We start from the raw sequence: 20970 nt of genomic DNA, 5'->3' as shown, positions 1-20970 counted from the left end.
ACATCACATATTTTTATAAAAAAAGAAGCGGAAATACCGCTTCTTTCACTTACACTTCTTCTGTTTCTACTACGTTCGCAAACAAACCATAAACATATTGTTCTGGATCAAACTGTTGCAGATCATCCATTTGCTCTCCTAGCCCAACAAATTTCACCGGAACATCCATTTCGTTACGAATCGCTAAGACGATACCACCTTTAGCAGTTCCATCTAACTTCGTTAAAACAATACCAGTAACATTCGTTGCTTCACGGAATGTTTTCGCTTGGCTTAAACCATTTTGCCCTGTTGTTGCATCAATAACAAGTAATACTTCATGAGGAGCCCCTGGTACTTCACGCTCAATTACGCGCTTCACTTTCTCTAACTCATTCATTAAGTTTACTTTATTTTGTAAGCGTCCCGCTGTATCACATAGCAATACATCCACTTTACGGGCCTTTGCCGCTTGTACAGCATCATACATAACAGCCGCTGGATCAGATCCTGACCCTTGTTTAATTACTTCTACACCAACACGATCGCCCCATACTTCTAATTGCTCAATCGCCCCAGCACGGAATGTATCTCCTGCCGCCAATAGGACAGACTTACCTTCTGATTTAAATTTATGTGCAAGCTTACCAATCGTCGTCGTTTTCCCCACACCATTCACACCAACAAATAAAACTACTGTTAATTGATCCTCTTGTATATTAACTTCATTACTAAAATCGCTGTCACCTTTGTAAATGCCCACTAGCTTTTCAGAAATAACAGCCTGTACTTCTTTCGGATCTTGAATGTTACGACGTTGCACTTCTTCTTTCAACTGATCAATTAATTCCATCACTGTCGAAACTCCGACATCCGCACTAATTAAAATTTCTTCTAATTCTTCAAAGAAATCTTCGTCTATTTTGCGGTAACGGTACACTAAGTCATTTACTTTATCAGCAAATGAATTTCTCGTTTTTTCTAATCCTTGTTTAAACTTCTCTGTTACCGTATCCGTTTGTTTTGAAATTTTTTCTTTTAATTTTTTTAAAAAGCTCATACTTCCCATCCTTCCTATCTACTTGCAACAAGTTCTTCGCCATCATCTAAACGAACAGAAACAAGCTTCGACACCCCTGATTCTTGCATTGTTACACCGTACAATACATCAGACTCTTCCATTGTACCTTTTCGGTGTGTAATTACAATAAACTGCGTTTCATCACTAAATTTCTTTAAATACTGCGCAAAACGAGCAACGTTTGCCTCATCAAGAGCTGCTTCCACTTCATCTAGAACACAGAATGGAACTGGGCGTACTTTTAAAATACCAAATAAGAGCGCAATTGCCGTTAAAGCACGCTCTCCCCCTGAAAGTAAACCTAAATTTTGTAGTTTCTTCCCTGGTGGTTGCGCTACAATATCAATACCCGTATTTAGTAAATCTTCTGGGTTTGTCATTACTAAATCCGCTCTTCCACCTCCGAATAATTCAGAGAATACAGATTGAAACTCTGTTCGAATCCCTTCGAACGTAGTAGAAAAGCGTTTTTTCATCTCTTCATCCATTTCCGTAATAAGTTGATGCAATGTCGATTTCGCTTCTTCTAGGTCATCTCTTTGCTCTAATAAGAATGTATGGCGCTCTGCTACACGTTCATATTCATCAATTGCCCCTAAATTTACTGCGCCTAACTCTTCAATGGATAGTTTAATTAGTTTCACCTTTTTACGTGCATCTTCTGCAGGCATCATCATTGTATACTTAAGTTTTGCTGCTTCAAATGAAATAGTATATGTTTCACGTAAATGTTGCAATCTATTTTCCAGCTCTACATCAAGTCGGTTAATTTTCACTTCTTGATCTTTCAGCATCTCAAGAATATATTTATGTTTACCTATTGTTTCTTTCACACCGCGCTCTAACTGCTCGACTCTTTCTTGCAATGATACGCGTTGTTCACGACGAGAACGAATTAACTCCGAAGTTTGATTACGATCATACGCTTTCTTCTCAATCATATTCGTAATTTGTTCTTCGCCACTTGAATTAGATGTCATCTCTTGCTTTAAGAACGCTAAATCTTCTTTCGTTTTTACAAGCGTCGCATCAGTCTCTTCCTTTTCCTTCGTCAAACGTTCGACTTTTTCTTTTTGATTAGACAAACGTTGTTGTTGTTCAGCAGCTTGTACTTTTAGCTCCGTCATTTCCTTCTGAACTTTTTCTTTTGAAGAATATTGTTCACTTTTTTGTTTCGTTAAAACGACGATTTTGCTATCTAATTCCCCAATCTCAACTTGAAGAGTCGCTAAAATCTTTTCTAACTCTTCTTTGCGCCCTTGCATTTTTACTTGATCTTGTAAAAATCCTTCAATCTCTAAATCGTAAATCGATAAACGATCATTAATACGATGTTCATCTAATTCTAAACGATTAATTTCTTCTCTTAGCTTCTGTTCATCTACACGTTCGGTCTCTACACCTTGGCGTAGCTCTCGTATTTGTACTTCTTTTTCTTGAATCTCTTGCTTTACTGCTTTAACAAAGTTTTCTAGCTTTGTTGTTTTTTCTTCCATGTCAGTTAGTTTTTTAGTCCACTCTTCAAGTTCACGTTGACGTCCCAATAAAGAGGATTTCGCCTGTTTTACAGCTCCACCCGTCATAGAACCACCCGGGTTCACTACGTCACCTTCGAGTGTTACAATACGATAGCGGTATTGCAGTTGTTTCGCTAACTCATTTGCTCCGCGTAAATCTTTCGCAACAACAACTGTACCTAATAAACTTGAAACTACATTCTCATATTTATTATTGTACTGCACAAGTTCTGCCGCTACACCGACAAACGATGGATGCTGGTTCACAATGCGTAATTGATCAAATGATAGCGATCGGCTTTTAATAACAGCTTGAGGTAAAAACGTTGCACGGCCATGTTTATTTTGCTTTAAAAATGCAATTGCATTACGAGCATGCTCTTCTGTTTGTACTACGATATGTTGCATCGCTGCCCCAAGGGCGATTTCCATTGCGATTTCATATTCTTTCGGCACAGTCAGAAGTTCTGCAACAGCTCCCTCAATACCTTGTAGTCTATTTTCTCTAGCCTTTAATACTTCACGTACCCCTTGATAGAAGCCAGAGTAGTCCTCTTGCATCTCTTCTAACATTTCTTTACGAGAGCGCGCCTGTTGCACAAATTGATACGCTTGATACAGTTTCGTTTCATTTTCACTATACTGTGACTTACATTTCCCAAGTGCCGTTTCTGTCTTCTGTATGTTAGAAATAATGCCAGCTATTTTCTCTCTCGCTTGCTCATAACTGTCTACAAGTTTCGCCTTTTTCGCTGTAATTTCCACACGCATCTGTACATACTTTTCATTTTCTTCATCAAGTCGTTCGTTTTTAGAGTTTTGCTGTTTTGATTGTTCTTCAATCATAGATAATTCATTACGAAGACTTGCTTGTTGATTTAAAAGTTCAATATAGTCACCTTTTAAATTCTCAATTTGTTCCTCTAAATTCTCAGCAAAAGTCGCAAGTAATTGCTCGTTATCATGCAATTTCTTCTCCAATTCTTTTACTTGATTCACAAATTGCATTAAAGCTTCTGTACTTGTTTCAATTTCGCCATCATAACTTGTAGTTTTCTCTGTTAACTCAACAATTAGCTTTTCAAGCTGCGCACAATGTGTCGTTGCATTTTGCTTTCTTTCCTTTAACAGCTCGCGTTGCCCTTCTAGTTTTTCTAGTTCTTTACTAGACAGAAGTAGAACTTCTTGTAAGGAATTTACAGATTCATCAACGGCTTGTAATTGCCCGCGTAATTCCTCAAGCTCTTCTTCACTTTTTTGTAAGTTCGCCGACATTTTAGCTTCTTCATCTTTATTATGCCCAAATTGATTTCGAAGCGCTTCCCACTTTTCATGTAATTCTTCAATTTCATGTACAATAAGCGCAGCTTCTACTTTCTCTAATTCTTCTTTTTTCTCAAGATAATCTTTCGCAATAGAAGCTTGTCTTTCTAGTGGTTCTACTTGACTACTTAATTCGTGAATAATATCTTGTACACGATTTAAGTTTTCTTGTGTTTCCGCCAATTTCCCTTCAGCTTTCTTTTTACGAAGTTTATATTTCAGCACACCCGCAGCTTCTTCAAATACACCACGACGTTCTTCTGATTTACTACTCAAAATCTCTTCGACTTTCCCCTGGCTAATAATCGAAAAAGCTTCCCTTCCCATACCAGAGTCCATAAATAAATCAATAATATCTTTTAATCTACAAGATTGTTTATTAATATAAAAATCACTATCACCCGAACGAGATACACGACGCGTTACACACACCTCGTTATACTCAATCGGTAAGCGTTGGTCTTCATTATTTAAAGTTAATGTAACTTCAGCAACATTAACCGCTCTTCTCGTATCACTGCCGGCAAAAATAATATCCTCCATCTTTGCACCGCGTAATGACTTTGCAGATTGTTCACCAAGTACCCAGCGAATTGCATCAGTAATATTACTTTTCCCGCTCCCGTTAGGTCCTACTACAGAAGTTACACCTGGAACAAAATCGACAGATACACGCTCAGCAAAAGACTTAAATCCTGCTATTTCTAATCTTTTTAAAAACACGAAAGGCCTTCCTCCTATTCTCCGTTGTTGTAAACGTTGTCTGTACGAAAACAAACTACTATACGGATTTCCCACTCCTTTTATTTATAAATAAAAGGAAAGTTTCATTCTATGCATAAGGAATCCCCCTCATTCAAAGGGGGATTCCTCATGATTGTTCTTTTAATTTTTTCAATGCTTCTGCAGCAGCTTGTTGCTCTGCCTCTTTTTTTGACTTACCACTTCCAAGACCTAATGCCTCATTATTTAAAGTTACACGGGACACAAATTCTCGGTTATGGGCCGGTCCTTTTTCTTGCAAAATTTGATACTCAACATTGCCACTACCATCACGCTGAATCAATTCTTGCAATTGACTCTTATAATCCATCACATGAGAAAAAGCACCTTCATTAATTTTTGGATATACAACTTCTTTTAAGTAACCCCAAACTGTTTCTAGCCCTTGATCAAGATAAAGGGCACCAATAAACGCTTCAAAGACATCCGCTAATAAAGCTGGTCGTTCACGTCCACCCGTCATTTCCTCACCTTTCCCTAATAAAACAAGGCTACCAAATGACATTTCGTTTGCAAAACGAACAAGAGATGGCTCACATACAATAGCTGCACGTAGTTTTGTTAACTCTCCTTCGCTCATTGTCGGATATTTTTGAAACAGATACTGTGATACAGTGAGTTCCAATACAGCATCGCCAAGAAACTCAAGACGCTCATTGTCCTCATGCGGTTTTTTTCGATGCTCATTCACATACGATGAATGCGTAAACGCTTGAATCAATAATTTTTCATCTGTAAACGTAATACCTATCTCTTCTTGAAATACTTTAAAAGCTTCACGATATTTTGCTTCGTATTTTTTTTCTCTATGTTTTCGGTACGGCATAGGTCCCTCCAGATATAAGCCGAGAAGCCCCGTTAAAAAACGGGACTTCACTTAAGCATTATAGATGACTCTCTATGTAAGTCACAGCATCGCCAACAGTAGCAATCTTTTCAGCATCTTCATCAGAAATTTCCATTTCGAATTCATCTTCTAATTGCATTACAAGTTCTACTACATCTAGGGAGTCTGCGCCTAAATCTTCTTTGAAGCTTGCAGCTGGTACTACTTCAGTTTCTTCTACTCCTAAACGATCAACGACAATTTTGGTTACACGCTCTAAAACATCTGCCATTCTATTCACCTCCCCTCAAATATTATATAAAATATTGTCCAAAAAAACTAGGTGAAATCGATTCTTTTATTACATTACCATACCGCCATCAACATTTAACGTTTGACCTGTAACATATTTACTTTGATCAGAAGCAAAAAACGTTACAGTATTTGCGATATCTTGTGCTTCTCCAAACTGAGCTGCAGGAATTAATTTTAACATTTCGGCTTTTATATTTTCATCTAATACATCCGTCATATCAGTTGCAATAAACCCTGGAGCAATTGCATTTACAGTAATATTTCGGCTCGCTAATTCTTTTGCTGATGTTTTTGTTAATCCAATTACACCAGCTTTAGCAGCAACATAATTTGCTTGTCCTGGGTTTCCTGTTACACCAACAACAGAAGCGATATTAATAATACGTCCATGACGTTGACGCATCATATAGCGAGATACTGCTTTCGTACATAAGAAAACACCTTTTAAGTTTGTATTAATAACTGTATCCCATTCTTCTTCTTTCATACGCATTAATAAATTATCTTTTGTTACACCAGCGTTATTTACAAGAATATCAACTTGTCCAAACGTATCTACAGTTTGTTTCACCATTGCAGTAACATCATCAGCATTTGCAACATCTGCTCTTACTGCAATGGCATCTGAACCTAATTTCTTTATTTCATCAACTACTTCATTCGCCTTTTGCTCATTACCAGCATAATTTACTACAACATTTGCCCCTTGTTTCGCTAAATCAATAGCAATCGCACGACCAATCCCACGTGAAGCACCAGTTACTAATGCTACTTTCCCTTTTAACATCAGCTTTCTCCTCTCAAATTTGAAATGGTATCTTTTAATGTCTCTTCATCATATACCGCATATGCTTTCACTGAAGAATCAATCGACTTCATAAGACCAGCAAGTACTTTTCCAGGTCCGATTTCAATAAATGTATCTACCCCTTGATTCACCATATACTCAATAGATGGGTACCATAATACAGGCGAATAGAGCTGTTCAATTAGCTTTGCTTGAATATCTGTACCACACGTAATAACATCTGCCGTAACATTTGCAATAACAGGAATATTCGTGTCTTGAATTGTAATTTCATTTAAAACACTTTGAAATTTCTCAGCAGCTGGTTTCATAAGCGAGGAATGAAACGGTCCACTTACTTTGAGCGGAATTGCTCTTTTAGCACCATTTTCTTTCGCTCTTTGAGAAGCAAGTTCTACTCCTTGCTTTGTTCCAGAAATAACAATTTGCTTCGTACTATTCATATTAGCAATTTGTACTGCATATCCTTCACTTGTTACTTCTTCTGTAACTCGTTTCAGCATATCCGGATCCGCACCTAAAATAGCTGCCATTGCACCTTCCCCGCCTGGAACAGCTTCTTCCATATATTCCCCGCGTTTCCTTACAGCATATACAGCGTCTTCGAATGTTAATGCACCAGCAGCTACAAGAGCGCTATATTCACCTAAACTATGTCCTGCGACAAAATTAGGTGTAATATCATACTCCTTCAAAGCTGTTAAAATTGCAAAGCTCGTTGTTAATAGTGCCGGCTGCGCATTTGTTGTTAATGTTAACTTTTCTTGCGGTCCTTCAAAAATCACTTCTGAAAGAGAATCATGCAAAACCTCATCCGCTTTTGCAAACACTTTCGCAACCTCTTTATTATTCTCCGCTAACTGTCTACCCATTCCAACTGCCTGTGAACCTTGGCCCGGAAAAAGAAATGCTATTTTTCCCATTTCAAATCCTCCTCTTATTGAAGCGGCTCCTTCTCCATTACACTTGAAATTGTAGGAATTACTTCTTTCGCTACCATTTCTCTCGTTTGACGAATCGCACTAAATATCGATTGGTCATTAGAAGAACCATGAGCCTTAATGACAGGAGCTTTCAATCCAAACAACGCCGCTCCACCATACTCCGAATAATCCATTTTATCTTTCAATACCATAAGTTTTGGTTTTAATACCGCTGCTGCTAATTTGCTCGTAAACGAACTCATTAATTGTTCTTTTAACATAGAGAATAACGCAAGTGCTGTTCCTTCTAATGATTTTAGCGCTACATTACCCGTAAAACCATCACATACAACAACGTCTGCTACACCTTGCAATAAATCTCTTGATTCAACGTTTCCAACGAAATTAATTGGTGCATCCTTGAGCATAGCAAAGACTTGTTTTGAAAGCTCGTTTCCTTTACCATCCTCTGTTCCAACGTTTAAAAGTCCAACGCGTGGATTTTTAATTCCTCTTACCTTCTCTGCGTAAACAGAGCCCATTACTGCATATTGATATAAATGAATTGGTTTTGCATCAACGTTGGCTCCAACATCTAACATAACAAAACCTTCTCCATCAACAGTTGGCATTGTAGGTGATAAAGCTGGTCGTTCAATTCCTTCCATACGACCAACAACAAACAATCCAGCTGCCATCAAAGCTCCTGTACTACCTGCTGATATACAAGCATCCGCTACGCCGTCTTTTACTTGCTGCGCCGCTAGTACCATTGAAGCTTGTTTTTTTCGACGAACCGCTCTTACTGGTTCGTCTGTCGATTCAATTTTTTCGTCCGTATGAAGTATAGTAATTCGCTCTTCACTCGTTAAATATTGACGAATTCCCTCTTCTTTCCCTACTAACGTAATATGTAAATCTGAGTATTCCTTAATAGCTTTCATTGCTCCTAATACTACAGCCTTTGGTGCATGATCGCCGCCCATTGCATCTATTGCGATTTTCATAAGTTGTTACCTTCCTCACTATAATTACTAGATCGATACATTTCAAAAGTGCCTGTAAAGACAAGTTCTTCTCCAACAAAACTACGCACTTTGACAACCGTCCGTCCTTTATCATTCTCTACATCTTCAACACGTACTTTTGCAACAACACGCTCTCCTAATTTTACAGGACGAATATATCGAATGGTGGACTTTGCAGTTAAAGCTAATTCTTCATCAATAACCGCAACAGCTAGTGAGTTTGCTTGTGCAAACAAATGATGCCCACGAGCAATTTGATTTCTTTTAAATACATGTTCTACCTTTACTTCAAAGATAGAAATCGCATGTCTATCTAATTCTATATCAATAATTTCTCCGACAACCTCTTCTAACGGTAAAGATTTCACGTCTTCTTCATGTTGTTTTGTAGCCACATGCTTAATTCGTTCTCTTAATTCAGGAATAGATAATTCCATACGATCAAGACGAACAGTTTGTATGCTCACTTGAAATTTTTCCGCTAAATCTTCATCCGTTATAAAAGGATTCGTTTCTATTGTTTGTTGTAATAATTCTTGTCTTTCTTTTTTACTTCTTCTTTTTTTCATACCGCACCATCCATTTTTATGACTAGGTACTAAAAGTAGTATATAATCATTAAAAGTAGAATGCAACAAAAACTTTTGCAGACTACTTTTAATCGAGCTTCTCTCCCTGGAACACACCTGTCCCATCAAGATAAGTACGCAGCGAAGCATACTGATCATTATGCCAAAACGCTTCTGAATCAACTAGTATCGCTGCATCTTGTCTTGCTGTTTCTAACGCCCGATAATCATGTACCATATCAGCAACCTTAAATTCTGGTAGACCACTTTGCTTACTTCCAAAGAAATCCCCAGGACCTCGTAACTCTAAATCTTTTTCTGACAATACAAATCCATCATTTGTTTCAGTCATAATGCGCATTCTTTCTTTTCCCGTTTCTGATTTCGGGTCCGCAATTAATAAACAATATGATTGTTCACTACCACGCCCAACACGCCCCCTTAGCTGATGGAGCTGTGATAAACCGAAACGTTCCGCGTCATAAATAACCATAACAGTCGCATTTGGTACATTCACGCCTACTTCAACAACTGTTGTCGACACAAGAATTTGCACTTTATTTTCACTAAACTGTCCCATTATCTCTTCTTTTTCTTGAGATGATAGTCTCCCATGCATTAATCCAACTTGGCATTTCCCTTGATAATGATGAGTCAGCATACTATGTAAGTCGATAGCATTTTGTACATCAAGCTTCTCAGACTCTTCAATAAGAGGGCAAATAACATATGCCTGTCTTCCTTTTTTTATCTCTTTCTCCACAAAGCCGAGGACACGATCTAACATATCATGTTTTGCCCAGTACGTTTCGATTACCTTTCTACCAGCTGGCATTTCGTCGATAATAGAAACGTCCATCTCTCCAAATGCAGTGATAGCTAACGTACGCGGGATTGGGGTCGCCGTCATAAACAATACATCTGGACTTTCACCTTTCTCACGTAAAACCCGGCGCTGCGCCACACCAAATCGATGCTGTTCATCGGTAATAACGAGACCTAACCTATGAAATATAACTTCGTCTTGAATTAAAGCGTGCGTTCCAACAAGGATGTCTACTTCTCCCTGTTCTAATCTCGACAAAATTTCTCGACGTCTCGCACCTTTAACAGAACTTGTTAGCAATTCAACCTTCATACCGAAATGTGAAAACGTCTCCGCGAGCGACTGATAATGTTGCTCGGCTAAAATTTCTGTAGGAACCATCAAAGCACCTTGATAATGAGCCAATTTCGCCGCATAAAGAGCAATCGCAGCAACAACTGTTTTCCCAGAACCTACATCCCCTTGCAATAATCGATTCATTCGGTACGGAGATATCATATCTTTCATTATTTCATCTACAACCCGGCGTTGTGCACCAGTTAATGGAAACGGAAGCGCATCAGTAAACTCTTGCAATTCTACTAATGAAATTTCCTTTTTCGTCCCTTTCGAGTTTTCCCTTTCCATTTTCCGTAATGTTTGCATTTTCAACTGAAACAAGAAAAACTCCTCATATACAAAACGGCGACGCGCTTGCTTTAAGTCTTCCTGTCCCACTGGAAAATGTAACCCTCTGAGCGCTTCATAGCGTGATAATAATTTATATCGACTTAACAAACCATCTGGTAACACTTCGACTATAGAATCTCCATACTCCTTAAATGCTTGTGCAACAAACCGGCGCATCTGTTTTACTGTCAGTTTTCCTTTCACTGAATATACAGGTTCTACTTCTTGTTGTCGTACAACCGGTCCAAAATTCAGTTCTGATACAGCAATTGTTTGGCGATGCTGATCCCATTTACCAGTAATCGTTACCGTTTCATCTAAATTTAACTTTTGTTTATAGTATGGTCTATTAAAACATACAGCTGTAATTAAATAACGACCGACGAGAACACGAACTGTAAGACGTGACTTCTTCTTCCCATAATATTGCAGTAAAGGAGCACTATGAACTTTCCCCTCAACCGTTACACGCTCGTCATGCTTTACTTCAGCAAGATCTTTCATCGCATAGTCTTCATAGCGGTACGGAAAATGTTCTAATAGATGAGAAACTGTATAAATTCCCATCTCGTGTAACAACTCAGATGTTTCTCCTCCGATTCCCTTTACATCCGTAACAGGAACTTGTACAACTTCATTCAAGATTCTCACGCTCCGTCACATTATTTTCTTTGATTCATTCTATTGATTATCCATTATTATCATTGACATCTGTAATCGCTCTCTTTCACCTTATATATTCTATCATAGGCATTCTAAGAGAAACTACTCTAATCCCTCTATATAAAGTGAAACTATAATCAGCGGGCGCTTACGGGCAGTTAATCTCCCACTTAACTTCTTTGTTCCAGCCGAATATAGGGGGTGGAAGTTTTACTGCCCACAAATAGCGGGATAAAACAAAGTTGTACAATACGTAAGAAAAGAGCCTCACTATTAGCAGCAAGGCTCTTTTCTATCATCAATATGCTAGCCTTTTGAATAAAAACTAGTAATAAACTTCATATCACTATTTCTTATCCATTAGCAAGTAAGTAACCCATTTATTTTCAAATCGAATCTTTTCTTATTCTACAGAGAAGATGAAAGAATACACCGGCTGGTTCCCTGCATGTACTTCTACTTCTGCATCTTCAAAGTTCTCTTCTACAAACGCAACTAATTTAGCCACTTCTTCATCTGTTGCATCTTCACCTTGTAGAATCGTTACGATTTCAGAATCTTCATCAATTAGCGCTTCTAGTAATTGCTTTGCAGCTCCTACTTTCTCAGCATTTGTAGATACAATTTTCCCATCTGCAATACACATGAAATCATCTTTTTGAATCGCTACACCGTCAATTTCCGTATCACGAACAGCATACGTAATCTGACCTGTTTTCACATGAGCTAAAGCTTCTTTCATGTTTTCTTCATTCTCTTCTAGCGTTCCAACTGGATTAAATGCTAACATTGCAGCCATACCTTGAGGAACTGTTTTTGAACGAATAACAATAACTTCTTGTTCTACAACTGACGCTGCTTGTTCTGCTGCCATCACGATATTCCCGTTATTTGGTAAGATGATGATTTTTTCAGCATTCGCCTCTTCAATCGCCTTCACAATATCCTCCGTACTCGGATTCATCGTTTGGCCACCTTCGATAACTTTCGTTGCACCAATGCTCTCAAATAGAGTTTTAATACCCGATCCCATAGCTACAGTTACAATACCATACGGTTGTTTCTCTATTGGCTGATTCGTTTGTTCAGGTACCATGGTAGGTTCATCTAATAAAGCAGTATGCTGTTCACGCATATTTTCTACTTTGATCTTAATTAGACTACCGTAACGTTGTCCATAGTTCATAGGATCTCCAGGATGTTCCGCATGAATATGAACCTTTACAACCTCATCATCCGATACAACAAGTAGTGAATCTCCGTACACACTAATATCTTCACGGAATTTTTGTTCAGAGAAATTATGTTCCTTCATTTTTCCAGGCTCTAATTTCACCATGAACTCCGTACAATATCCATACTTAATATCTTCTGTACTCAATTGGCTTTGTACACTACGGTGATGTTCTGCACGTACCATGTCATTCATAGATGGTTGGGCAGGCATATCAGAAGAAATCGTTTCTCCTTTTAAGTCAGCTAAAAATCCTTCATATACAACAACAAGACCTTTACCACCGCTATCTACAACGCCAACTTGTTTTAATACAGGTAATAAATCTGGCGTACGATTTAACGATGCGTTTGCTTCTTTTACAACGTCTTCCATAAACAAAACAAAGTCGCGCTGTTTTTTCGCAACTGTCACTGCATATTTACCCGTTTCTCTTGCAACCGTTAAAATCGTTCCTTCAATTGGTTTCATAACCGCTTTGTAAGCTGCCTCTACTCCAGCTTCTAAAGCTGCAGCAAAATCAACTGTCGTTAATTCTTCTTTTTGTTCAATGGATTTAGAGAAACCACGGAATAACTGAGATAAAATAACCCCAGAGTTACCACGAGCTCCCATTAATAATCCTTTGGCTAAACTTACACCGACTTTACCAGCATGCTGCGAAGGATTTGCTTTCACTTCACGTGCGCCTGAAGTCATTGATAAGTTCATGTTTGTACCGGTATCGCCATCTGGAACTGGGAATACGTTTAATGCATCAACAAGCTGAACATTATTTGTTAAATTATTGGCTCCTTGAATGATCATTTGTGATAAACGTTTTCCATCAATTTTTTGAATTGACACAGATTTTCCTCCTTAATGCACATTACAAGTTTATTACTTTAACTCCTTGTACGTAGATGTTTACAGAATCTACTGCTAGTCCTACAGTTTGATCTAATGTATATTTCACTTTAGTCTGCACGTTATGTGCTACTTCTGAAATTTTCGTACCATAGCTCACAATAATATACATATCAATATGTACTTCATCTTCATTTTTACGAACAATAACGCCTCTAGTGAAGTTTTCTTTTCGTAAAATTTCTGTTAATCCATCTTTCAACTGATTTTTTGATGCCATACCTACGATACCGTAGCAATCTACTGCGGCACCTCCAGCAATTGTTGCAATTACATCTGTACTAATATCAATTTGACCGTACTTCGTTTTAATTTCAATTGACATCTCGTTTCCCCCTTCATAAATGGTGAAAGTGAGCTAGACTACTTTAGTTACTATCATATAATCTTTTTAAAGAAAATTCCATCGTTCTTTCTTTTTCACTCTCATATTTTATGTTTTAAATTACATTTTTTTATGATGAGCAAAATAGTCCATTGTTATTATACAACATGTACCACTATAATATGTCAAGCAATTTTTCTTGATTTCACCTTTTCTTCATTGACATATAGTGTCAAGTATTTTTTCTTGATTTCTTTTTCCTACGGTGTTGCATTCTCTTTTTAGTTGTGTTAAATTATAGTAGTGTTTTTAGCATCGCATAAAAGACTAATATTGAAAAATTACGTATGTTACGGTAGTTAAGGGAGGGAAATATAAATGGCTCGTGTTTGTGCTATCACTGGAAGAAAAGCTCGTTCTGGTAACTCTCGTTCTCACGCAATGAACGCTACAAAACGTAAATGGGGCGCTAACCTTCAAAAAGTTCGCGTACGCATCGACGGAAAAGTTCAACGTGTTTACGTTTCTGCTAGAGCATTAAAATCTGGCAAAATCGAACGTGTTTAATAATAAAAAAAAGAGCCGCTAGGCTCTTTTTTTATTATACCATTGGAAAAAGCACCGGTAATAGGTGCTTTTTTTAGTCTTTTTTGAAGGTATTTAACATCGCACGAACAATTCCACCAAGAAATTTAGGTAACTTAATTGTATAAAATCTCATGGTTTCCCTCCTAATCCCCATTACTCCACTTGTTCACTATATGATGCAAGGAGCAAAATTGTTTCTTCAATCAGTGCTTCTTATCATCATTAATATGCCAGAAGTGAATGAAAAAGTACCTTTTTCCTCAACGAGTTCATTACTAATACAAAGTGTCGATCCCCACTCTATTGTTTTATTAGTAAGGGGATACTTAAAACCGTGAAGTGTAATACCTTCTACCCTTTCAGTAACTGGTACAAATGATACGTATGGAAAATGTTCGTTTCCTTCAATTATATACATACCAAACTTTTTCACCATTATTTCATTTTTATTGTCCACAATACACATTTCTATATTTACTTCTAATCCCTTTAAAAGCATCTGAATATTCGCTAAACCATGATCAAGTCTTCCACCAGTAGCACCAAAAATACGAATTAATTTTGGTTTCTGTTCTAAAGCCCAGCTAATTGCAATTTCTAAATCTGTTTGATCTTTTTCTCGCGGGACGATATGTAATTCATTTGTTTGTTGCCTCATCCATGCTAATTCCTCATCAGTAACTGAATCATAATCCCCAAACGCAACAGCCGGAGTGATTCCTCTTTTCAACAAACGGTACACTCCTCTATCAACGGCCGCCCAAACTACTTCTTCATTTTCATACCGCGAAAAATCTGCGCAGTATTCTGCAGGTCCTCCCGCTAAAATATGAATAATCATTTTTCCTTCCCCTTCTATTGTAAAAAGGCAATCTGCCATTCGGTAGATTGCCTTTCTCCTTATTTGCCACTCTAACATGTATAAATAGTGAAGTCTTAATGAACTAGAAGCTTCACTAGGATAAAGGTTCGTTCATTCTTTATCCGCGAATTACACGAATTGCTTCACCGCGGTCTTTTTGATTGTATACTGCTGATCCCGCTACAAGAACATTCGCTCCTGCTTCAATACAAAGTCTTGCCGTTTCAGCATTGACACCACCATCAACTTCAATTTCCACTTCTAGATTTCGCTCTTTAACCATTTCTGCAACTTGTTTGATTTTCGGTAATACAGAATGAATAAACTTCTGCCCGCCAAATCCAGGATTTACTGTCATAAGTAATACCATGTCTATATCTTCTAATACATGCTCAATCGTTGAAACTGGAGTATGCGGATTTAATACAACCCCTGCTTTAATGTCATGAGATTTAATTAACTGAATTGTACGATGTAAATGAGGACACGCTTCTACATGAACAGTAATAATATCCGCTCCCGCTTTTGCGAAAGTTGGGATATAGTTATCAGGATTTTCAATCATTAAATGTACATCTAACGGTAATGATGTAATAGGACGGATTGCTTCTACAATTAATGGTCCAATCGTAATATTTGGTACGAAATGCCCATCCATTACATCGACGTGAATATAGTCAGCTCCGCCTTTTTCTACATCTTTAATCTCTTCCCCTAATCTTGAAAAATCTGCTGATAAAATCGATGGTGCAATTTTAATCATGACTAATACCTCGGCTTTCTCTCTCTAATTTCTTCTACGAATTGTTTGTAATTCTTATAACGATATTCGGTAATCTTTCCTTCTTCCACCGCAGCTTTCACCGCACATTTCGGTTCAGCAAGGTGTGTACACCCTCTAAATTTACAGTATTGGCTCGCTTCTTTCAACTCTGGAAAACAATATGTAAGATCTTCTACCTCTATATCTATGAAATCAAGCGAACTAAAACCAGGTGTATCCGCAACAAGTCCGCTTCCAACTGTAATTAATTCTACGTGTCTTGTCGTATGCTTTCCACGTCCTAAATGTGAAGAAATATCATTAGTTTTCAATTCTAAATCTGGACGTAATACGTTTAGCATTGAAGATTTCCCAACACCAGATTGGCCTGCAACGACGGAAATACAACCTTCTAAGAATGGTTTCAGAATATCAATACTTTCCGATGTATTTATAGAAGTAAACAACACATCATAACCCATTTCACGATAATCATTTGCATAAGATTCAACAGTTTCTCTCATTTTTTCATCTACTAAATCCATCTTACTAATACAAATAATTGGTTTAATGTTATGATATTCAATTAATACTAAAAATCGATCTAACAGTCCTGGATTAAAATCTGGTTCTACCGCAGAGAAAACAAGAATAGCTTGATCAACATTAGCAATAGGAGGTCTAACAAGTTCATTTTTCCGATCAAATACTTCTAACACATAACCTTCATTCGGATTATCCGCTTGAAAAACAACTTGGTCTCCTACAAGTGGCGTAATTTTATTCTTTCTAAATACACCACGCCCACGACATTGTGTAATCCCTTCCTCATTCTGCACATAATAAAACCCACTTAGAGCTTTTACAATTTTTCCTTCTGGCATATAATTCTCCTTTATTTTGTATAAAATGAAACTGCAATTAAATATGAATAGACTAGCGTTCTGTAAACAATTAGTTCAAAGCCCACCAAATATATATCCAGGTTCATATATTTAATCTACCATCAAATTTGAAATATTATTTACAACAGTATCACTTTTACAGCTTTTTGAATCATATATTTTTGCCTGTTATACAGTCCACGATGTAGACAGCATAACAGGCAAGAGTAATAAATTCCATCTTCTATATAAGGACGATGGAATTCACTATTATTGAGCTGGATATGGTACTTCCTTGTCCATAATCGTTACTCCATCTCGGACAATTTTATAGTGTCCCTTTGCACCTTCTTGAATTACAAATTCTAAAGAAATAATCGCTGACTCAGTAATTGTTCTCATTTCAACTGGTTTATCCATTTTTTGCTGCATATCTTCTTTATAAATTTCTATTGTTTGCGGCTTTTTCTCACCTGTTGCAGAAGCTTCATATGGGATAGAAATGTTATCCACTTTTACCGTTTTCGTCACTTTAGGCTTCGGACCATCGGAGATAACAATCGATACTTTATCTCCTTCTTTTAAAGGTGTCCCAGGCTTTGGTAACTGTGAAATAACAAGACCTTTATCAACCTTATCTGAATACTCTCTTTGTATATCAGAAACAAGCTTTCTTTCATTTAAATAACCTTTTACACTATTTTCAGTCCATCCTGAAAAATCACCTGGTCTTATTTGATAAGGTCCTTTACTTACCCAAATTTTCAGCTCTTGTTCTGTCTCTATAACCATTTGATCAGGCGTTGGTATTTGCTCTACAATTTCACCTTTCGGCTTATCATTTTCAATATAATTTATTGTAACTTGTTTATATTCTTCTTCTAACTCAGCTCTTATACTCTCGAAATCTTTTCCTGTCAAATCACGCATCTTACTTTTCTTTTTCCCACCTGATTGATAGATAGTAATTTTAGAGTTTTCTTTCACTACTCTTCCTGCTATAGGATCTGTTTTTATCACTTTTCCGGCTTCAACATCATCTGTATATACAAGATTAGGTTCAGTAACTTCAAAACCTTTTTCAACTAATGTATTTACAGCTGTCGTATATTTCATACCAGCCACATCAGGAACCTTCACATCTTTCGGAATAAAGAAGCCTGGAATAACAGTAAGTGCTAATGTTATCCCTATCGCTAAAAGTAAAAATGTTGTAATTAAAACTTTCAGCCATTTATTATTTCGCTTTTTCTTCTTACCTGATTTAGTCTCTTCTTTTCTTACTTGTTCATCCACTTTACTTCCTTTTAATACAATCGTTTCATCACTTACATTTTGAAATAGTTGTTCTTGTTGAATAATTGGAATCGCTTTCGTTGCTTCCATATCTTCTGGTATGTAAAATGGTTGTTCATTTATTCGTTCTGGGTATAGTGCTGTTTCAATATCTCGTTTCATCGCGTTAGCAGATTGATATCGATGGAACGGATCTTTCGCAGTTGCCTTTAATATAATATTTTCAACACTTTGTGGAATATTGTCATTCCATCTTTTTGGGGATGGCATTTCATTTTGTAAATGTTTTAACGCAATTGCAACAGCAGATTCACCAGAAAACGGTTGTCTTCCTGTTAACAATTCAAACATAACAATCCCAAGTGAATAAATATCTGATTGTTTATTCGCTATACCGCCGCGCGCTTGTTCTGGTGATAAATAATGCACCGAACCGAGCACCGAATTTGTATGTGTAATTGTTGCTGCACTTGTAGCTGTCGCAATTCCAAAGTCTGTTACTTTGACCACTCCGTCATCTCGAATCAAAATATTGTGCGGTTTAATATCACGATGTACAATCTCAAAATGATGGGCGTGTGCCATAGCGGACGTTAACTGCTCCATTATATCAAGAGCCTCTCCTATCGGTAACATCCCTCGATCAATTATGTATTGCTTCAATGTTCGTCCAGGTACATATTCCATTACAAGATAATATATATCATCCTCTTCCCCAACATCATACATATTCACAATATTTGGATGCGACAACGTTGTAACAGATTGCGCTTCTCGATGGAAACGTTTAATAAACTCTTCATTATTTGAATAGTCGAGTCTTAATATTTTTACCGCTACATCTCGGCCGAGTATATCATCATGAGCTAAATATACATTGGCCATTCCTCCACCGCCAATCATTTTCAGCAGCTTATAACGGTCATTTAAGCGTTTTCCAATCAGCACGTTGCACTTCACCTACTTTCGTTTGTCGAATCCGTATAATCAATAATAACGAGGGTAATATTATCTTCTCCACCACGATCATTTGCTAATTGAATGAGATGCTCTCCCTTCGCCTCGAGCTGTTCATTCAATTGTAAAATTTGTTGCATATCAGCAATAGAAACTTTGTTAGACAATCCATCTGAGCAAAGAAGTAATTGATCATCTTCTTCAAGCACCAATGTTTTAACATCTAATCCAACTGTTTCTTCATTTCCTAATGCTCTTAACAAAACATTCTTTTTCGGGTGATATTCTGCATCTTCCTTTGAAATTTCGCCATGTCTTACAAGTTCATTTACAAGCGAATGATCTTCCGTTACAAGCGTCATTTTCCCCTCTGATACCATATAACAACGACTATCTCCTATATGACCTATCGTCACAAAATTCGATGTACAAATGGCTATTATAAGTGTTGTTCCCATGCCATTACATTCTGCATGCTGCTGAGAGTAAGCATATATGCGCTCATTAATAATTCCAACGTTAGTATGTAACCACTTTTCTACCTTTTTAGGCTCATTCATATTATGCGTTTGCTTCCAATAATCATGGAATAATTGAATAGCCATCGAGCTAGCTACATCGCCAGCTCGATGACCTCCCATTCCATCTGCTACTACCGCTAAAATATTTCCATCTAAATTGCGAAAAACTCCTGCACTATCTTCATTATGTTGACGAACTTTTCCTTTATCCGATAGAAACACGGCTTTCATCTAGTCACCTCGTCTCTTCTTTGCGCTCCTTTGCACGCAACTGACCGCAGGCTGCATCAATATCATGACCTTGTTCACGGCGAATGGTTACATTCACTCCACGATCTTTTAGCGTCTTTTCAAATAAGAAAATTTGCTCTCGTGGCGTACGTACATAATCACGTTCTGGCACGTAGTTTACCGGAATTAAGTTTACATGACATTTTACACCTTTTAAGAGCGCAGCAAGTTCTTCAGCGTGCTCAACTTGGTCATTTTCTCCTCCAAATAAGCCATATTCAAATGTAATACGACGCCCTGTTCTATTTACATAGTATTTAACAGCTTCCATTAAATCAGGTAGCTTATAAGCACGGTTGATCGGCATTAATTTTGAACGTATCTCTGTATTTGCAGCATGCAATGAAATCGCAAAATTAATTTGCATATCTTCTTCAGCGAACTTATAAATTTTTGGAACAATTCCACTTGTTGAAACTGTCATATGTCTTGCACCAATATGAATTCCTTTTTCATGATTTACAATGCGTAAGAATGACATTAAGTTATCATAATTATCAAATGGCTCTCCAATTCCCATAACAACAAGAGAACTTACACGTTCTTCTGTTTCATCAAGCGCACGCTGAACTTCGACTACTTGCGCTACAATTTCTCCAGCCTCTAAGTTTCGTTTTAACCCACCAAGTGTAGAAGCACAGAACGTACAGCCAATGCGGCAACCCACCTGTGTTGTTACACAAATGGAATTTCCATATTCATGTCGCATTAGTACAGTTTCAATAGAGTATCCATCGTATAACTGGAATAGGAATTTAATCGTTCCATCCGAAGACGTTTGTTTTACTAAAGTGTTTAAAGTAGTAATATCAAAGGAATTCGACAATTTATCGCGCAATCCTTTAGCAAGGTTTGACATATCCTCATAATTTTTTACACGTTTTTTATATAGCCAATCAAAAATTTGTCCTGCACGGAACTTAGGTTCTCCTTGTTCCTTTAACCAATCTTGCATTTCATGAAGTTGTAAAGAATAAATTGATGGTTTCTTTGTTTCTAGATTTTTCTTTTGTTTTTTTACAGTCGTTTCCAT

At 37.3% G+C, this 20970-nt stretch carries 19 protein-coding genes; 1 reads left to right on the top strand and 18 read right to left on the bottom strand.

Annotated elements, in window-relative coordinates:
• Window positions 1-49: 49 nt before the first annotated feature.
• The 11 genes from ftsY to JFU54_RS12535 all read right to left on the bottom strand — a co-directional run bounded on the left by ftsY (window position 50) and on the right by JFU54_RS12535 (window position 13775).
• On the bottom strand, window positions 50-1039 hold the full coding sequence (gene ftsY / locus JFU54_RS12585; protein WP_002088200.1) for a signal recognition particle-docking protein FtsY: 990 nt from the start codon (window positions 1037-1039) through the stop codon (window positions 50-52).
• Between the two features lie 14 nt (window positions 1040-1053).
• Entirely contained in the window at window positions 1054-4623 is a 3570-nt protein-coding gene (gene smc, locus JFU54_RS12580; protein WP_201064555.1) for a chromosome segregation protein SMC, read from the bottom strand.
• Window positions 4624-4771: 148 nt separating this feature from the next.
• Window positions 4772-5509: a ribonuclease III gene (gene rncS / locus JFU54_RS12575; RefSeq protein ID WP_002033792.1), complete on the bottom strand. Its 738-nt coding sequence runs from the start codon at window positions 5507-5509 to the stop codon at window positions 4772-4774.
• A gap of 58 nt (window positions 5510-5567) precedes the next feature.
• The gene (gene acpP, locus JFU54_RS12570; protein ID WP_002014515.1) at window positions 5568-5801 is read right to left on the bottom strand and encodes an acyl carrier protein; all 234 of its coding nucleotides are present in this window, start codon (window positions 5799-5801) and stop codon (window positions 5568-5570) included.
• 69 nt (window positions 5802-5870) lie between these two features.
• Entirely contained in the window at window positions 5871-6611 is a 741-nt protein-coding gene (fabG, locus tag JFU54_RS12565; protein ID WP_002014514.1) for a 3-oxoacyl-[acyl-carrier-protein] reductase, read from the bottom strand.
• Window positions 6611-7555, bottom strand: coding sequence for an ACP S-malonyltransferase (gene fabD / locus JFU54_RS12560; protein WP_088040046.1), 945 nt, complete (start codon window positions 7553-7555; stop codon window positions 6611-6613). The genes fabG and fabD overlap by 1 nt, the downstream gene beginning before the upstream one ends.
• Before the next feature lie 14 nt (window positions 7556-7569).
• On the bottom strand, window positions 7570-8562 hold the full coding sequence (plsX, locus tag JFU54_RS12555; RefSeq protein ID WP_002128828.1) for a phosphate acyltransferase PlsX: 993 nt from the start codon (window positions 8560-8562) through the stop codon (window positions 7570-7572).
• Window positions 8559-9152: a transcription factor FapR gene (fapR, locus tag JFU54_RS12550; RefSeq protein ID WP_000747354.1), complete on the bottom strand. Its 594-nt coding sequence runs from the start codon at window positions 9150-9152 to the stop codon at window positions 8559-8561. Before fapR ends, plsX begins: the two co-directional genes overlap by 4 nt.
• 88 nt (window positions 9153-9240) lie before the next feature.
• On the bottom strand, window positions 9241-11289 hold the full coding sequence (gene recG / locus JFU54_RS12545; RefSeq protein ID WP_002014510.1) for an ATP-dependent DNA helicase RecG: 2049 nt from the start codon (window positions 11287-11289) through the stop codon (window positions 9241-9243).
• Between the two features lie 424 nt (window positions 11290-11713).
• Entirely contained in the window at window positions 11714-13390 is a 1677-nt protein-coding gene (locus JFU54_RS12540; protein WP_002033789.1) for a DAK2 domain-containing protein, read from the bottom strand.
• 22 nt (window positions 13391-13412) lie between these two features.
• Window positions 13413-13775 carry an Asp23/Gls24 family envelope stress response protein gene (locus JFU54_RS12535; protein ID WP_002014507.1) on the bottom strand — a complete coding sequence of 121 codons (363 nt, stop codon included), beginning with the start codon at window positions 13773-13775 and terminating at the stop codon, window positions 13413-13415.
• Between the two features lie 378 nt (window positions 13776-14153).
• Between JFU54_RS12535 and rpmB the strand changes: the two genes are divergently transcribed.
• Window positions 14154-14342 carry a 50S ribosomal protein L28 gene (gene rpmB / locus JFU54_RS12530; protein WP_000124776.1) on the top strand — a complete coding sequence of 63 codons (189 nt, stop codon included), beginning with the start codon at window positions 14154-14156 and terminating at the stop codon, window positions 14340-14342.
• 73 nt (window positions 14343-14415) lie between these two features.
• Here the strand turns inward: rpmB and spoVM are convergent, their stop codons facing one another.
• The 7 genes from spoVM to rlmN form a co-directional block, all read right to left on the bottom strand.
• Window positions 14416-14496 carry a stage V sporulation protein SpoVM gene (spoVM, locus tag JFU54_RS12525; RefSeq protein ID WP_001213599.1) on the bottom strand — a complete coding sequence of 27 codons (81 nt, stop codon included), beginning with the start codon at window positions 14494-14496 and terminating at the stop codon, window positions 14416-14418.
• A gap of 66 nt (window positions 14497-14562) precedes the next feature.
• The gene (locus JFU54_RS12520) at window positions 14563-15243 is read right to left on the bottom strand and encodes a thiamine diphosphokinase (RefSeq protein ID WP_002014506.1); all 681 of its coding nucleotides are present in this window, start codon (window positions 15241-15243) and stop codon (window positions 14563-14565) included.
• Between the two features lie 100 nt (window positions 15244-15343).
• Window positions 15344-15988 carry a ribulose-phosphate 3-epimerase gene (gene rpe, locus JFU54_RS12515; RefSeq protein WP_002014505.1) on the bottom strand — a complete coding sequence of 215 codons (645 nt, stop codon included), beginning with the start codon at window positions 15986-15988 and terminating at the stop codon, window positions 15344-15346.
• A gap of 2 nt (window positions 15989-15990) precedes the next feature.
• Window positions 15991-16872 (bottom strand): ribosome small subunit-dependent GTPase A, encoded by an 882-nt coding sequence (gene rsgA, locus JFU54_RS12510; protein WP_002014503.1) that lies wholly within the window; start codon window positions 16870-16872, stop codon window positions 15991-15993.
• Between the two features lie 270 nt (window positions 16873-17142).
• A complete protein-coding gene (gene pknB, locus JFU54_RS12505; RefSeq protein WP_201064542.1) occupies window positions 17143-19116 on the bottom strand; it encodes a Stk1 family PASTA domain-containing Ser/Thr kinase in 1974 nt (657 codons plus the stop codon).
• Window positions 19117-19124: 8 nt separating this feature from the next.
• Window positions 19125-19877, bottom strand: coding sequence for a Stp1/IreP family PP2C-type Ser/Thr phosphatase (locus JFU54_RS12500; protein WP_002066780.1), 753 nt, complete (start codon window positions 19875-19877; stop codon window positions 19125-19127).
• A 4-nt stretch (window positions 19878-19881) separates the two neighbouring features.
• Complete coding sequence (gene rlmN, locus JFU54_RS12495; RefSeq protein WP_002014500.1) at window positions 19882-20970, bottom strand: dual-specificity RNA methyltransferase RlmN; 1089 nt, start codon at window positions 20968-20970, stop codon at window positions 19882-19884.

It is taken from the genome of Bacillus sp. TH19 (genome assembly GCF_016651075.1).
Classification (GTDB): Bacteria; Bacillota; Bacilli; order Bacillales; family Bacillaceae_G; genus Bacillus_A; species Bacillus_A mycoides.
Note: the sequence above shows the minus strand (reverse complement) of the source record. Positions and strands in the feature narration are given on the sequence as shown.

Excerpts from the sequence above, each read along its gene's own strand:
- ftsY (WP_002088200.1), bottom strand. The coding sequence starts at position 1,039 with ATGAGCTTTTTAAAAAAATTAAAAGAAAAAATTTCAAAACAAACGGAT.
- plsX (WP_002128828.1), bottom strand. The coding sequence starts at position 8,562 with ATGAAAATCGCAATAGATGCAATGGGCGGCGATCATGCACCAAAGGCT.
- fabD (WP_088040046.1), bottom strand. The coding sequence starts at position 7,555 with ATGGGAAAAATAGCATTTCTTTTTCCGGGCCAAGGTTCACAGGCAGTT.
- fapR (WP_000747354.1), bottom strand. The coding sequence starts at position 9,152 with ATGAAAAAAAGAAGAAGTAAAAAAGAAAGACAAGAATTATTACAACAA.
- fabG (WP_002014514.1), bottom strand. The coding sequence starts at position 6,611 with ATGTTAAAAGGGAAAGTAGCATTAGTAACTGGTGCTTCACGTGGGATT.
- acpP (WP_002014515.1), bottom strand. The coding sequence starts at position 5,801 with ATGGCAGATGTTTTAGAGCGTGTAACCAAAATTGTCGTTGATCGTTTA.
- JFU54_RS12520 (WP_002014506.1), bottom strand. The coding sequence starts at position 15,243 with ATGGCAGATTGCCTTTTTACAATAGAAGGGGAAGGAAAAATGATTATT.
- rncS (WP_002033792.1), bottom strand. The coding sequence starts at position 5,509 with ATGCCGTACCGAAAACATAGAGAAAAAAAATACGAAGCAAAATATCGT.
- rsgA (WP_002014503.1), bottom strand. The coding sequence starts at position 16,872 with ATGCCAGAAGGAAAAATTGTAAAAGCTCTAAGTGGGTTTTATTATGTG.
- rpe (WP_002014505.1), bottom strand. The coding sequence starts at position 15,988 with ATGATTAAAATTGCACCATCGATTTTATCAGCAGATTTTTCAAGATTA.
- JFU54_RS12535 (WP_002014507.1), bottom strand. The coding sequence starts at position 13,775 with ATGTCAATTGAAATTAAAACGAAGTACGGTCAAATTGATATTAGTACA.
- rpmB (WP_000124776.1), top strand. The coding sequence starts at position 14,154 with ATGGCTCGTGTTTGTGCTATCACTGGAAGAAAAGCTCGTTCTGGTAAC.
- spoVM (WP_001213599.1), bottom strand. The coding sequence starts at position 14,496 with ATGAGATTTTATACAATTAAGTTACCTAAATTTCTTGGTGGAATTGTT.
- rlmN (WP_002014500.1), bottom strand. The coding sequence starts at position 20,970 with ATGGAAACGACTGTAAAAAAACAAAAGAAAAATCTAGAAACAAAGAAA.
- JFU54_RS12500 (WP_002066780.1), bottom strand. The coding sequence starts at position 19,877 with ATGAAAGCCGTGTTTCTATCGGATAAAGGAAAAGTTCGTCAACATAAT.